General features: G+C 39.9%; 10 protein-coding genes. 7 read left to right on the top strand and 3 right to left on the bottom strand.

What is annotated here, in order from left to right:
• Positions 1 to 2: 2 nt before the first annotated feature.
• The gene (locus tag BUA96_RS09725; RefSeq protein ID WP_072982616.1) at positions 3 to 560 is read right to left on the bottom strand and encodes an RNA polymerase sigma factor; all 558 of its coding nucleotides are present in this window, start codon (positions 558 to 560) and stop codon (positions 3 to 5) included.
• Positions 561 to 787: 227 nt separating this feature from the next.
• Here BUA96_RS09725 and lon point away from each other — a divergent pair, with 227 nt between their 5' ends.
• From lon to BUA96_RS09700, 5 genes are all read left to right on the top strand, one after another.
• Positions 788 to 3,238 (top strand): endopeptidase La, encoded by a 2,451-nt coding sequence (gene lon, locus BUA96_RS09720; RefSeq protein ID WP_072982614.1) that lies wholly within the window; start codon positions 788 to 790, stop codon positions 3,236 to 3,238.
• Positions 3,239 to 3,352: 114 nt separating this feature from the next.
• Positions 3,353 to 4,372 carry a type IX secretion system protein PorQ gene (gene porQ, locus BUA96_RS09715; protein ID WP_072982612.1) on the top strand — a complete coding sequence of 340 codons (1,020 nt, stop codon included), beginning with the start codon at positions 3,353 to 3,355 and terminating at the stop codon, positions 4,370 to 4,372.
• A 38-nt stretch (positions 4,373 to 4,410) separates the two neighbouring features.
• Entirely contained in the window at positions 4,411 to 5,106 is a 696-nt protein-coding gene (gene cmk, locus BUA96_RS09710) for a (d)CMP kinase (protein ID WP_072982611.1), read from the top strand.
• Positions 5,107 to 5,130: 24 nt separating this feature from the next.
• Positions 5,131 to 6,300 carry an MFS transporter gene (locus tag BUA96_RS09705; protein WP_072982609.1) on the top strand — a complete coding sequence of 390 codons (1,170 nt, stop codon included), beginning with the start codon at positions 5,131 to 5,133 and terminating at the stop codon, positions 6,298 to 6,300.
• A 169-nt stretch (positions 6,301 to 6,469) separates the two neighbouring features.
• A complete protein-coding gene (locus tag BUA96_RS09700) occupies positions 6,470 to 7,900 on the top strand; it encodes an NAD-dependent succinate-semialdehyde dehydrogenase (RefSeq protein ID WP_072982608.1) in 1,431 nt (476 codons plus the stop codon).
• Positions 7,901 to 7,954: 54 nt separating this feature from the next.
• Here BUA96_RS09700 and BUA96_RS09695 read toward each other — a convergent pair whose 3' ends face one another.
• Positions 7,955 to 9,379 carry an amidohydrolase gene (locus BUA96_RS09695; RefSeq protein ID WP_072982606.1) on the bottom strand — a complete coding sequence of 475 codons (1,425 nt, stop codon included), beginning with the start codon at positions 9,377 to 9,379 and terminating at the stop codon, positions 7,955 to 7,957.
• A 238-nt stretch (positions 9,380 to 9,617) separates the two neighbouring features.
• Here BUA96_RS09695 and BUA96_RS09690 point away from each other — a divergent pair, with 238 nt between their 5' ends.
• Positions 9,618 to 11,324, top strand: coding sequence for a carboxypeptidase-like regulatory domain-containing protein (locus tag BUA96_RS09690; protein WP_072982605.1), 1,707 nt, complete (start codon positions 9,618 to 9,620; stop codon positions 11,322 to 11,324).
• On the opposite strand, the gene BUA96_RS09685 is transcribed toward BUA96_RS09690, so the two are convergent.
• Positions 11,321 to 12,163, bottom strand: a complete 843-nt coding sequence (locus tag BUA96_RS09685; RefSeq protein ID WP_072982603.1) for an alpha/beta hydrolase — start codon at positions 12,161 to 12,163, stop codon at positions 11,321 to 11,323. The two genes, BUA96_RS09690 and BUA96_RS09685, sit on opposite strands and share 4 nt — an antisense overlap.
• A 192-nt stretch (positions 12,164 to 12,355) precedes the next feature.
• On the opposite strand from BUA96_RS09685, the gene rpsA reads away from it, so the two are divergent.
• The gene (gene rpsA, locus BUA96_RS09680) at positions 12,356 to 14,239 is read left to right on the top strand and encodes a 30S ribosomal protein S1 (RefSeq protein WP_072982601.1); all 1,884 of its coding nucleotides are present in this window, start codon (positions 12,356 to 12,358) and stop codon (positions 14,237 to 14,239) included.
• The last annotated feature ends 68 nt before the right edge of the window (positions 14,240 to 14,307 follow it).

Raw genomic sequence — 14,307 nt, 5'->3', positions numbered from 1 at the left:
AATTATTCGGTGATTAGCTCACTCAATTTTTTTCTTAAACTTTCTTTTGCTCGGGAAACTGTGGTTCTGCAATTGGCATAACTTATTCCCAGAATGTCGCTCATTTCTTCATAATCGTAACCTTCGATCAAATTCAGGGTAAGCGCCATTCTATAATTTTCTTTAAGATGATTCATCGTCTGTAAAACGCGTTGCACCTCGAGATGGTTAGTGTCGCATTCAGTAATGCCTTGATCTTCTTCTAACTTGTAAAGCGTATCATCGAGATCGTCTTCTTTGAGTCGGTTACGTTTGTTATAACTGCTGATGCTGTTATTGACGACAATACGTTTTAACCAACTACCAAAAGTTGCTTCACCGCTGTACGAATCAAGCTTTGTAAAAGCACTTAAAAACGACTCTTGCATTACATCTTCGGCTTCGGCGCTATCTCTTACAATACGTAGCGAAGTATTGTACATAGCTTTATAATACCTTTTGTAAACCGTAAGCTGCGCGTGCTGATTTCCGTTTTTACATTGCTCTAAAAGCAGATCAATATGATGGTTAGTTGTGTTCAATAGGTTAATGCTTCAGTATAAAGATACGTCGGTAAGCAGTTTGTTACAGTTCTGCGGAATTTTTTTCCATCAACCCTAAAAGTTAAGGTGGCATAGGAATTGAATTATAGAAGTAAAGAAAGATACTAAACAGCTTAAAAGCCCATTATTAAAGGGTTTAAATCAAATAAAAAAGATCGCATTGTTTTCAAAAGAATTGAAATCGTGACAATGTGGCGTTAAATAATATGGCTAGAACAAAATTTACAAATCTTGACAATCTGTCATTGCAGGACTTTGAAGGTGATGCTGAGTTAATTCCGTTGATGACTCCTGAGGATGAAGATGAGATCAATAGAGAAGAATTACCTGAAACCTTACCTATACTTCCTTTAAGAAATACCGTGTTATTTCCCGGTGTTGTGATTCCTATCACTGCGGGTCGTGATATGTCAATCGACTTGATCAACGAAGCAAATAAAGGTTCAAAGATCATTGGTGTGGTTTCTCAGAAAGACGGCGATGTAGAAAATCCATCTGCAGACGATATCAATACTACAGGTGTGGTGGCGCGTATTTTACGTGTGTTGAAAATGCCTGACGGAAATGTTACCGTGATCATTCAGGGTAAAAAGCGCTTTAATATTGCTGAAGTTATCACCGAAAAACCATACTTGGTTGCGACGGTACGCGAAGTTGCTGAAACCAAACCCGAAAAAGATTCTGCTGAATTTAAAGCGATTATCGAGTCGATTAAAGAGCAGGCATTGCAGATCATTAAACAATCCCCTAATATTCCTAGTGAAGCAGGTTTTGCGATCAAAAATATTGAGAGCGAATCGTTTCTCATCAATTTTGTGAGTTCTAATATGAACTTGAGTGTTGATGAAAAACAAGGCCTTTTGGAGATCAATGACCTTCAAGAACGTGCGTTACAGACGTTGCGCTATATGAATACCGAAATGCAAAAACTGGAGCTGAAAAATGACATTCAGAGCCGTGTGCATAATGATATGAGTCAGCAGCAGCGTGAGTATTTCTTGCATCAACAAATGAAAACCATTCAAGAGGAATTGGGTGGTGTTTCTCAGGAAGATGAGATTGAAGAAATGCGTCAGCGTGCGAAAAAGAAAAAGTGGGATGAAAAAGTGGGTAAGCAATTCAAAAAAGAGCTTGCCAAAATGCAGCGAATGAATCCGCAGGTTGCAGAGTACAGTATTCAGCGTAACTATCTGGATCTGTTTTTAGACCTTCCTTGGAATAAATTCAGTAAAGATAAATTCGATTTAAAGCGTGCGAAGAAAATTCTTGACCGCGATCATTACGGATTAGATGATGTTAAGAAGCGAATTATTGAATATCTCGCAGTATTAAAACTGCGAAATGACATGAAGTCTCCTATCTTATGTCTGTACGGACCTCCGGGAGTTGGTAAAACTTCTTTAGGGAAATCGGTTGCTGAGGCGCTTGGACGCGAATATGTGCGTATGAGTTTAGGTGGTTTGCGTGACGAGGCCGAAATCCGCGGACACCGTAAAACCTATATTGGTGCGATGCCGGGTAGAATTCTTCAGAATTTGAAAAAGGCAGGAACCAGCAATCCGGTTTTTGTTTTAGATGAGATTGATAAGTTGAGTAATAGCAATCAGGGAGATCCTTCTTCGGCTTTGCTTGAAGTGTTAGATCCTGAGCAAAATGCAGAGTTTCACGATAACTTCCTAGAACTTGGTTTTGACCTTTCTAAAGTGATGTTTATTGCTACGGCAAACAATCTAGGAAGCATTCAGCCGGCATTGCGTGACCGTATGGAGATCATTAACGTTACTGGTTATACCATTGAAGAAAAAGTAGAAATCGGTAAGCGTCATTTGCTTCCAAAGCAATTAAAAGAGCACGGCGTAACCGCAGATCAACTGAAGATCGCGAAACCTCAATTAGAGAAAATCGTGGAAGGCTATACGCGTGAATCTGGTGTACGTGGCTTAGAAAAACAAATCGCAAAAATGGTGCGTTATGCGGCTAAAAATATTGCGATGGAAGAGAACTACAAGATCAAAATAGACAACCAGACGGTTATTGATGTCTTAGGTTCTCCAAAACTGGAGCGCAATAAATATGAAAATAATGAGGTAGCCGGTGTAGTAACCGGACTAGCCTGGACGCAAGTAGGCGGAGATATTCTCTTTATTGAATCTATACTTTCTAAAGGAAAAGGAAATCTAAGCGTTACCGGAAACTTGGGGAAAGTGATGAAGGAGAGTGCTACCCTTGCAATGGAATACATTAAGTCAAACGCCGAATACCTGGAACTTGATCCTAGCGTTTTTGAAAAGTACAATGTACACATTCACGTACCCGAAGGTGCTACGCCTAAAGACGGGCCGAGTGCAGGGATCACAATGTTGACTTCGTTAGTTTCATTATTTACACAGCGAAAGGTAAAGCAAAGCATCGCGATGACCGGCGAGATCACGCTGCGTGGAAAAGTATTGCCTGTAGGCGGTATTAAAGAGAAGATTCTTGCAGCAAAACGCGCGCACATTAAAGAAATCATTATGTGTGCAGAGAATGAGCGTGATGTTAAAGAGATCAATGAAGATTACTTAAAAGGTCTTACATTCCATTATGTGTATGATATGAGCGAAGTACTTGACATTGCTTTGACCAATGAAAAGGTTAAACGTGCCAAGCAACTTTAAACCTCTAGATACATTTTAATCAAACCCGCTAAGTCACTTAGCGGGTTTTTTAATGGGGTAGAAATAAAGTATACTTGTATACGTTTTGCGATACGGGTTGTTTGATGATTTGATATGATAAAAAAGCTACTTTTAATTTTAGCCTTGTTGACGAGCTTCAGTTTTTGGGCGCAATTGGGAGGTCGTGCGACATATCAATTCCTGAATTTAGTTTCTTCGCCAAAACAAGCTGCGCTAGGCGGAAAACTTTTGACTGATTACAGTTACGATCCCACGAGTGGTCTATTCAATCCGGCGACGATCAATCCAGAAATGCATAATCAACTTTCTTTAAACTATGTCAACTATCTGGCCGATGTAAATTATGGGACTGTAGGCTACGCTTATGAATACGATCGGCGGAGTGGCGTTTTTCACGCCGGGGTCACTTATGTAAATTATGGCACTTTTGAAGGCTATGATGAGCGCGGCAATGCCACAGCAGACTTTAGTGGAGGCGAAGTGGCCTTTTCTGCGGGGTATGCTTATAATATTCCGCGAACAGATTTTTTTGTTGGAGCTAATGTTAAATTGATTTCTTCAAAATTGGAGCAGTACACTTCATTGGGTGGCGCTGTAGATCTAGGATTTATCTACGTTAATGATAAACTCGAACTCAATATTGCCGGAGTGGTGCGCAATATTGGTACGCAGTTTACGGCTTACGATTTTACGTATGAAAGGCTTCCGCTAGAAGTGGATCTTGGAATTTCTCAAAAGTTAGAATACGTTCCGGTGCGATGGCATTTAACTTTAGAAAACCTTCAAAATTGGAATTTGGCCTTTGCTAATCCCGCACGTGCAACTTCAGACCTAAATGGAAATTCTATCCCGGAAAATGTCAATTTCTTTGATGAAGCGCTTCGCCATATGATTTTTGCAGCAGAATTATTTCCAGATAAAGGCTTTAATATTCGGTTGGGGTATAGTGTGCGTAGAGCCGAAGAATTGCGCATCGTCGATCAGCGTAGTTTTGCAGGTCTAAGTGCCGGTTTCTCTGTGAAGTTTAATAAATTGCGCCTGAGTTACAGCTACGCGCGTTACAACACTGCTGCCAGCTCAGGATTCTTTGGTTTGAATATAGATTTGAACTAAAGTCATTAAGATACTATTTAATCTTCAAGCATAAACTTTTGAAAAAAATAACCATTGCCATAGACGGCTATTCTTCTACAGGTAAAAGTACAGTAGCCAAAATGCTAGCTAAAGAATTAGGCTACGTATATGTAGATACCGGTGCGATGTATCGTGCCGTAACATTATATGCGATGCGTAAATTATTTATCAAAGCCGGTCATTTTGATAAAGAAGCGTTGATCAGGCATTTATTTATGGTTTCAGTAAAGTTTCAAATGAATGCAGAGACCGGGATTGCCGACGTTTATCTTAACGGCGAAAATGTAGAACGGGAGATTAGAACACTAGAAGTATCCAACTTTGTAAGTCAGATCGCTGCGATTCCCGAAGTACGAAAACTGCTCGTGCAAAAGCAACACGAGATGGGCAAAGAAAAAGGTATCGTGATGGATGGTCGTGACATTGGTACTGTGGTTTTCCCTGATGCTGAGTTGAAAGTATTTATGACCGCATCTGCAGACGAGCGTGCGCGCCGTAGATTTGAAGAGCTTAAAGCTAAAGGCGATGCCGTAAGTTATGAAGCAGTTTTAGAGAATGTTCAGAAGCGTGATAAACTTGATACATCAAGAGCGGATTCTCCGCTTGTGCAGGCAGAAGATGCGATTTTGCTAGACAATACGCATACTAATATTGAAGACCAGTTTCATATTCTTTTACAACTCGCAAAGGACCGTATCTTCGGCAGATGCTAATCTTTTGAAATCCCTTTTTTATTAATGAAAGCTACCCAACTTGATCGTGGGCTACTCTACTTGATGGCTGCAGGAGCGGGTCTGGTTGTGGCCAACAATTATTACAACCAACCGCTTCTTAATTTAATGGCCAAAACCTTCTCGGTAACTGAAGCGCAGGTGAGCAATATTCCGCTCGCAACACAATTAGGATATGCGTTTGGTTTGCTTTTCATCATTCCGTTAGGGGACAAATTTTCTAGAAGAACCATCATTTTGATCGATTTTGTGGCAATTATTGGTTCCCTGTTGGTGACTGCAATGGCGCCTTCTCTTACCGTGCTTACAATTTCTAGTTTTTGTGTGGGTTTTTCATCTGTAGTGCCTCAGCTGTTTGTGCCGATGGCTGCTCAACTCGCTTCCGAAGAAAACCGAGGTAAAGCCATTGGGATCGTGATGAGCGGTTTGCTGATCGGGATTTTAGGAAGCCGTTTTCTCAGCGGATTAGTAGGAGAGTATTTTGGTTGGCGTTTTATGTATTACGTAGCCGCTGTGATAATGCTTGTTTACGCGGCACTGCTTTATTTTAAATTACCGGATGTCGCCACCAATTTTAAAGGAACGTATTCTCAACTCATGCAATCGCTTTGGAAATTATTTAAAACCAAGCCCGAAGTGCGTATTGCCGGTTTACGAGGTGCATTGGGCTTTGCAGGATTTAGCGCATTCTGGACCACGCTAGTATTTTTGATGGAAACCAATTTTGGTTACGGTAGTGGTGCAGCCGGACTCTTTGGCGTTTTGGGAATGATAGGAGCTTTAGGCGCTACTATTTCGGGTAAGTTGAATGATAAATATCCGCCTAAGAAGCTCATCTATATTTTTACAGCTATTCTCATTGTGTCTTGGATCGTTTTTCAATTTAGCGGAAATTCTATTTTTGGTCTGGTGATAGGAGTTTTGTCGGTTGATTTTGGATTGCAATGTTTACATGTAACCAATCAGAATATAATTTTTAATCAAAACCCAGAAGCGCGCAATAGGGTAAACACCATTTATATGGTGCTTTATTTTATAGGCGGAGCCTTAGGTACGGTTACCGGAGCTTACGCCTGGCAGCATTATCAGTGGGCGGGCGTGGCGACTTTAGGGTTAGTATATTCCATACTCATTATCATACTTCAGCTTTTATTTCAGTGGAAGCATAAACACTAATTTCATACTTCAGTCTTTATTTGAAGAATCATATGCTAAATTCCCCATAAGATGTGCTTAAGGCTTTATTAAAACCCCTTGTTTCGGTTAGGCTACTCATTAACTTTAAAATAAAAATTGTGGTTGCTTACTATTTAAGTAATACCGAAAACTATTTAAAAGAACTATTATGAGTACAGACATTTTAGATAAGCCCAATGCCACGCAAAAGGCTACAAGTAAAGATACCATTCAAACTATAAATCCTTCTACCGGTAAACCTCTTGATCGATATAAGATGATGACCGATCAAGAAGCAAGTGATGCGGTTCAAGCGACGCACAATGCTTTTTTAGAGTGGAAGACCTTTCCGTTAGAAAAACGTGCAGCGTTTATTCAGAAAATAGGTAAAAGTCTTGCTAAGCATAAAGAGCAATTGGTCAAATTGATGACTGAAGAAATGGGGAAACTCATCAGTCAGGGAGAACAAGAAGTTGATTTGTGTGTAGGTATTTGCGAATATACTGCGCAAAATGGGCCTAAAGCTTTACAGGATGAAAAGCGTACCCTGCCGCAAGGCGGAAAAGGTGTGATCACATATTCACCACTTGGTGTAATTTACGGCATCCAACCTTGGAATTTCCCTACCTATCAAGTAATGCGTTATACCATCGCTAATTTAATGGCGGGTAATGGGGTTCTACTGAAGCACGCCGAAAATGTGACCGGTTCTGCATTATTGATCGAAAAAATTATTAGTGAAGCAGGGTTACCGGAAAATATATTTACGGTGTTGAGAATTTCGCACAACCAATCTGACGCTATTATTGAAAATGATTTGGTACGCGGAGTTACCTTAACCGGTAGTGGAGCAGCAGGAAAAGTGGTTGGTGAAAAAGCCGGAAAAGCTTTAAAGAAAACCGTATTGGAATTGGGATCTAACGATGCGTATTTAGTATTAGATGACGCTGATGTTGATACCGCAGTAGAATGGAGTATTAAAGGACGAATTTATAATAACGGGGAAACCTGTGTTGCCGCCAAGCGCTTTGTAGTGACGGAGAAAGTCTACGATGAATTCAAGCAAAAATTCGTTGCCGGAATGGAAAAAATCAAATTTGGTGATCCTACTGATGATACTGTGGATATCGGACCAATGGCGCGTAAGGATTTACGAGAGAAATTGCACGATCAGGTTCAAGAAAGTATTGCTAATGGAGCCGAAGTTTTATGCGGTGGTAATTTGCCCAAAGGTGAAGGCTACTTTTATCCAGCAACAGTTTTAGGTAATGTAAAACCCGGTCAACCGGCTTATGATGATGAGTTGTTTGGTCCTGTTGCCTCGCTGATCAAAGCAAAAGATAATGAGGATGCGATGCGTATCGCAAATGACAGCCGCTTTGGTTTAGGTGGTGGTATATTTTCAAAAGACGAAAAGGCAGCTTTTGAACTTGCCAAAAATCATTTTGACACCGGTATGGTATTTATCAACAGTTTTGGTCTCGCACAACCTAATATGCCTTTTGGTGGTGTAAAAGCTTCCGGGTATGGTAGAGAACACGGTGGTTTTGGTATTAAAGAATTTGTAAATGAAAAAGCAATTATGAGTTTAGATAGTTAATTCAAAAATTGCTTAAAGGAAAAATCCCCGTTCACTACTGAACGGGGATTTTTTTTAGTTACCAATAGGTGGTGGTCCATCGGGGATCATCGCTTTGTAAACATCGTCCCCTTTACGTTCTTTAAATTCAGTTTTTACTTCTTCAACAAGTTTTGCATCTTCAAATAAATCATACATAGTCATTGACATGGCTTTTGAAGCCATTACCATTCCTTTATGGCCTATTGACATTCTGCCGCATGCGACAACCGCCCAGGAATGCCAGGGCGTATCTTTAGGAGCAACGGTTACGCCAAGATTGATATTAGGCACATTCCAACTTACGTCACCCACATCTGTAGAGCCGCCGCCGGGATTTTCTCTGGTTTCCTCAAAGGGATAGATCTTGCTGTCCATTCCTACTTGAGGTTTATCGGTCATTTCTTGAATCTTTTTACCAAAAGCGATTTCTTCTTCCGTATATTCTAAAGGGCCTAAAAGCTCCAGATTCTCTTGCATTACGGCTCCGCCGGTTCTGTTTACCAAAGTTTCACGTATACCGGAAACAAGCGAATATTTGTAGTCTACATTTGCCATAATAGCAGCACCTTCTGCCATTTTCTTTACCTGTTCAAAAACCGGAAGCATTCCTTTAGTATCGGTATTGCGCACGCGTACCCACAATTTGCTGTAATCAGGCACCACGTTAACCACTTGACCACCATCTTGAATATGATAATGAATGCGTACGGTAGGTTTGATATGTTCTCGATAATAATTGATTCCCGTGGTATACAACTCTAACGCATCAGAAGCACTGCGCCCATTCCAAGGATCTGCCGCAGCGTGCGCCGCTTGACCGTTAAATTCTACAATAAAGTCAACCATAGCCAGCGAACTTTGTACATCTGCTTTAGTATCTGCAGAAGGGTGCCAGCTTACATTAACATCTACATCATCCCAAACCCCTGCTTCGAGCATCCATAATTTCCCAAAGAATTTTTCTTCAGCAGGAGTACCTATGAATTTTACGGTGCCTTTAATTTTTCCGGCTTCGATCATCTCTTTAACCGCAATAGCTGCACCCAGACTTGCGGTCCCAAAAAGGTTATGACCACATCCGTGACCTGCTGCGCCAGCTTCCAGGGGTTCTTTAGTAGGCTGCGCCTTTTGAGAGATTCCCGGGAGGGCATCAAATTCACCCAGAACACTTATTACCGGCTTGCCTTCTCCATAGGTCGCAATAAATGCGGTAGGAATATCAGCAACTCCGCGTTCTACGGTAAAACCGTTTGCTTCGGCATAATCGGCAAGTAGTTTTGAAGATTCGGTTTCCTGAAAAGCGATTTCGGCATTTGCCCAAATTTGGTCACTTATCGAAATCAATTCTTCTTTGTGATTTTCAACAGAAGCAATAAGCTGCTTTTTGTCTTTAGGAATTTTTTGCCCGAAAGCAACTAGTCCTATCAGCAGAAATAATAATGTAATTTTTGTATTCATCTAGAAACATTTTAGTTAGTGCTTCTAAAGTTAACAAAATCAACTTGAGCTTTTTGTGAAGTAGTTATTTCTAGATAATTCTAAATTATCAGTCTGGAAATTAGTTGATTCTTTAAAAATCTGAATTGAAATTGTTGATAGTGCAATCTGTCTCAAGAATTTAAACTTATTGTGTTCAGTTTATATTTTAATCAATAGTTTTATATAACTTACTGTAATTATGTGATTTAAGTAGATTATGAGAATAGGTGTTTTATGGTTTTTGACTTTATTAAGTGTTTCATTTGGTCTATTTGCACAAAGCACACAGGAGGTGACCGGTTATGTTACCAGTTTAGGAACACCTGTGGTTAGTGCTAAAGTTACTGTGGTGGGTACAGAAGTTATGACCGCAACAGATAGTAGGGGATACTATACCATCGATGTGGCGCCACGTCAAGAATTACAATTTTCTTATGTAGGACTAGAAACCGTAACGATCATAATAGAAGATGTTACTAGAACGCTCAATGTAAAAATGCTGCCCGAGGTTAATGATCTTGATGAGGTAACCGTCACTACCAAAAACAAGAATCAAAGCGATTTTCAAGAAGAATTTGGTCCAAATGGTAAACCTAGAAAAATGCCAACAGCGATGGGGTATATCAGTACTGGTGGTTCTTCGGCATATGTAAAAGGAGCTAGTTTAAATCAAGCTGCGGTAGATTTAGCAAGAGCTATAGATGGTAGAGCAGCAGGATTAGAAGTAAATAGTGAAGGAGAAATTTATATTAGAGCGGGTAATTCTATAAATAATAACATACCTGCTATATGGGATATCGATGGAACAATTTATACAGAACCGCCATTTATCGATATAGCGAATGTACAGGATATTCTTATTTTAAAATCATTGAGTCAGACTAATAGGTACGGGAGTCTGGCTTCAGGTGGCGTAATTGTAGTGCGTACAAAAGGCGCTTATTTTTCACAGCGTAAAGAAAAAGTCAACAAGACCTACGGAAATCAAAGGATTTACTCTGACGACGCTATTGCAATGGAAAGTCTAATCACAGTAACTCCGGAATATCAGAAGGATTTAGAAAGTTCAAATACTCTGGAAGAAGCTTTTAGTATTTATGAAAAATCGCTTGTTAACAATGCACGAGACGTCGCATTTTATGCTGATGTTGCTCAGTACTTTTATGATAAAAATGCCACCGATAAAGCACATTCGGTTTTAAGCGAAATGGAAACCGCTTTTGAAACCAATGCTGAAGCCTTGAAGGTGCTCGCATATACTTATGAAGCAAACGCTGATCGTGAAAAAGCGCTTTCGGTTTATAAGAAGATATTCAGACTGCGACCGCAATATGCGCAATCGTATCGGGATTTAGGCAATTCGTTTGCTGCTGCTGAAAACTATCAGAAAGCTTGGTTGATGTATATGGGCTATATGAATAACACAGATAGTTTGAGCGGCACAGGAATAGACGCGATTGTTTACCGGGAGATGGAAGCTCTGTATTTTCAGCATAAAGACAAGATCGATGCAGATGCTAAATTCTCACTCCCCGAAAATAAAAGCGAACTCGCTTACGACGTTCGTTTAGTGTTTGAATGGAACACTTCTGAAGCCGAATTTGATCTTGAATTTGTGAATCCGCAAAATCAACCTTATGTGGTGAATCATTCCTTAGAGCAAAGTCCCGAACGCATCAGAGATGAAAAACTTAAAGGCTATACTTCAGAAGAGTTTTTGATTGATGATCTAGGTTCTGGTGACTGGCTGGTGAATCTCAAATATTATGGTAATAAGCAGTTTCAGCCTACATTTTTAAAAGTCACTACCTATTATAATTGGCAGCAACCTAATCAACGGGAAATGGTTGAGGTATTCAAATTAACACGACAAAATATAAAAATGCAATTGCTTAAATTGTATAACCGCAATTTTCGCTATTAAGAATTCGCTTGATCTAAAATCCAATTGCTATAAAACTCAAGAACTTCTTCTTTGTTGAGTTCGTTGTGCGTTTCGTGTCGTAAACCTTCCCAAGATTTAAAATCCATTTGATCAGGATGACGCGAAGCCAAAGTTTTTGAAGCTTGGTATTTTGTGATGTTGTCTTCGGTGCCGTGTGCTAGAAGTAATTTGGTTCTAAAATCAAAAGTTTTATCCATCAGGTAAACGCCATTGTCGTTTAGACCAAAAAATAATTTTATTGAAGCCTTACCGTGTACCAGCGGGTCATTTTGGTAAGCTTTTCCTACTTCAGCATCTCTAGAAAGATCCTCAGGGTTGAGTTTAGTTTCCTTCACTGGATTTAAAGCAAAGGTCAAGGCCATTCTTCCCAGAATAATTTGCAATGCTCCGGGATTGTTGACGAGCTTTAGCCAAGGCGAAGTCACGAGGGCTCCTGCCGGTGGATCTGCAGTCATTAATAAATAGCGTAAAACGATACCGCCGCCCATACTGTGACCATATAAAAATACTGGTGTTTCCGGGTTTTCTTGAATGGCTTTCTCATAAAGAAAGTCCACTGCTAAAATAAAATCCTGTAAGGAGCGTACCACGCCACGTTCACCGCTAGAATTTCCGTGGCCGGGCAGATCGATTGCATAGCAGGTTATGTTTTTAGTATTGAAATATTCGGCAACGTGAGTGTACCTTCCTAAATGCTCTCCAAAACCGTGAATGATGCAAACCACAGCTTTTTGATCGGGAGCTTTCCATACCTTTCCAAAGAGTTCATGTCTAGTGGTTTGCCCCGTAAATGTGGTGTTTGATTTTTCTGCTAACATATTTTTTATTTCAGAATAGAAAATTAGAAAAGTTTATGTAATTTTGCACTCCTTTTGACAACGGTTGGAAACCCAAAAGGATGAGGGACTTAAAATGAATCTCTTGAAACCAAACATGTATTTTAAACCTCTTTTACGATTTTGAGTTGTTTAGTTTCCACAAAAGCGTAAAATACAAACTATTAATCAGCAATGGCTGAAGAAAATAAAAAACCAGAAGCTCAGGAAGAAGTTGAGCTTAAGACAAATGTTGCAGCAGCAGAAGAACTTGCTACTCCTGATGCAATTAAAGAACCAAAAGGTTACGAAAGCGCTGCTCAAGCTAATCCTGAGAAATTTCTTAAAGAATTCAACTGGCACAACTACGAAGAAGGAATTGATCCTATCGATGATGACAAGCTAGATGAGTTTGAAAAGCTGGTTGCAGAAAACTTTGTTGACACTCTTGATGACGAAGTTGTTGAAGGTAAAGTAATCAACATCACAGATCGTGATGCTATTATAGACATCAACGCAAAGTCTGAAGGTGTAATCTCTCTTAACGAGTTCCGTTACAACCCAGATCTTAAAGTTGGTGATACTGTTGAGGTATTAATTGACGTGCGTGAAGACGCAACTGGTCAATTAGTATTATCTCACCGTAAAGCGCGTGTGATCAAAGCTTGGGAGCGTGTAAACAAAGCTCACGAAGATGGTACTATTGTTACCGGTTTTGTAAAAGCACGTACTAAAGGTGGTATGATCGTAGACGTATTTGGTATCGAAGCGTTCTTACCAGGTTCTCAGATCGATGTGAAGCCTATTCGTGATTACGATGCTTATGTAAACAAAACAATGGAATTCAAAGTGGTTAAAATTAACCAAGAATTCAAAAACGTTGTTGTTTCTCACAAAGCCCTTATCGAAGCAGATATCGAAGAGCAGAAAAAAGAAATCATCGGGCAGCTTGAAAAAGGTCAGGTTCTTGAAGGTACCGTTAAAAACATTACTTCTTACGGAGTATTCGTTGACCTTGGTGGCGTAGATGGATTGGTACACATTACAGATCTTTCTTGGTCTCGTATCAACCACCCGAATGAGATCGTTGATCTTGATCAGAAACTTAACGTGGTTATCCTTGACTTTGATGAGGATAAAACACGTATCCAACTTGGTCTTAAGCAGCTTAAGAAGCACCCATGGGATGCTCTTAGCGAGACTTTAAGTGTGGGTGATAAAGTAAAAGGAAAAGTTGTAGTAATCGCAGATTACGGTGCTTTTGTTGAAGTAGAAGAAGGAGTAGAAGGTCTTATCCACGTTAGTGAGATGTCTTGGTCTACGCACTTACGTAGCGCTCAGGATTTCGTAAACGTTGGTGACGAAGTAGAAGCTCAAATTCTTACTATGGATCGTGAAGATCGTAAGATGTCTCTTGGTATCAAGCAATTGACTCAAGATCCTTGGACAGATATTACTTCTAAATATCCTGTAGGTTCTCGTCACACCGGAATTGTACGTAACTTCACTAACTTTGGTGTATTCGTAGAATTAGAAGAAGGTATTGACGGTCTTATCTACATCTCAGACCTTTCTTGGACTAAGAAAATCAAGCACCCATCAGAATTTACAAATATCGGTGATAAACTAGAAGTTGTAGTTCTTGAGCTTGACGTAGAAGGACGCAAATTAAGCTTAGGTCACAAGCAGATTGAAGACAATCCTTGGGATAAATATGAAGCTGATTTTGCAGTAGGAACTAAGCACACCGGTACAATTGGAGAAATTGTAGACAAAGGAGCAACTGTTGAATTCAACGAGGACATCGTGGCATTTATTCCAGGACGTCACTTAGAGAAAGAAGACGGAAGCAAACTTGGTAAAGGTGATGAGGCAGAATTCCAAATCATTGAGTTTAATAAAGACTTTAAACGTGTAGTTGCATCGCATACTGCATTGTTTAAAGAAGAGGAAGCTAAGATTGTTAAGCAGGCAGCTAAGAAAGCAGCTGATTCTGCAGCAGCTAGTGCACCTACTTTAGGAGACGCAAATGATGCTCTTGCAGCATTGAAAAAGCAAATGGAAAAAGGCGGTAACTAAGCCCTAACATTTTCTAATATTAGAAAGCCCTTTAGCACTTGCTAAAGGGCTTTTTTTATTGGGGTTGA

The sequence above is a fragment of the Leeuwenhoekiella palythoae genome (genome assembly GCF_900130045.1).
Lineage (GTDB): Bacteria > Bacteroidota > Bacteroidia > Flavobacteriales > Flavobacteriaceae > Leeuwenhoekiella > Leeuwenhoekiella palythoae.
Note: the sequence above shows the minus strand (reverse complement) of the source record. Positions and strands in the feature narration are given on the sequence as shown.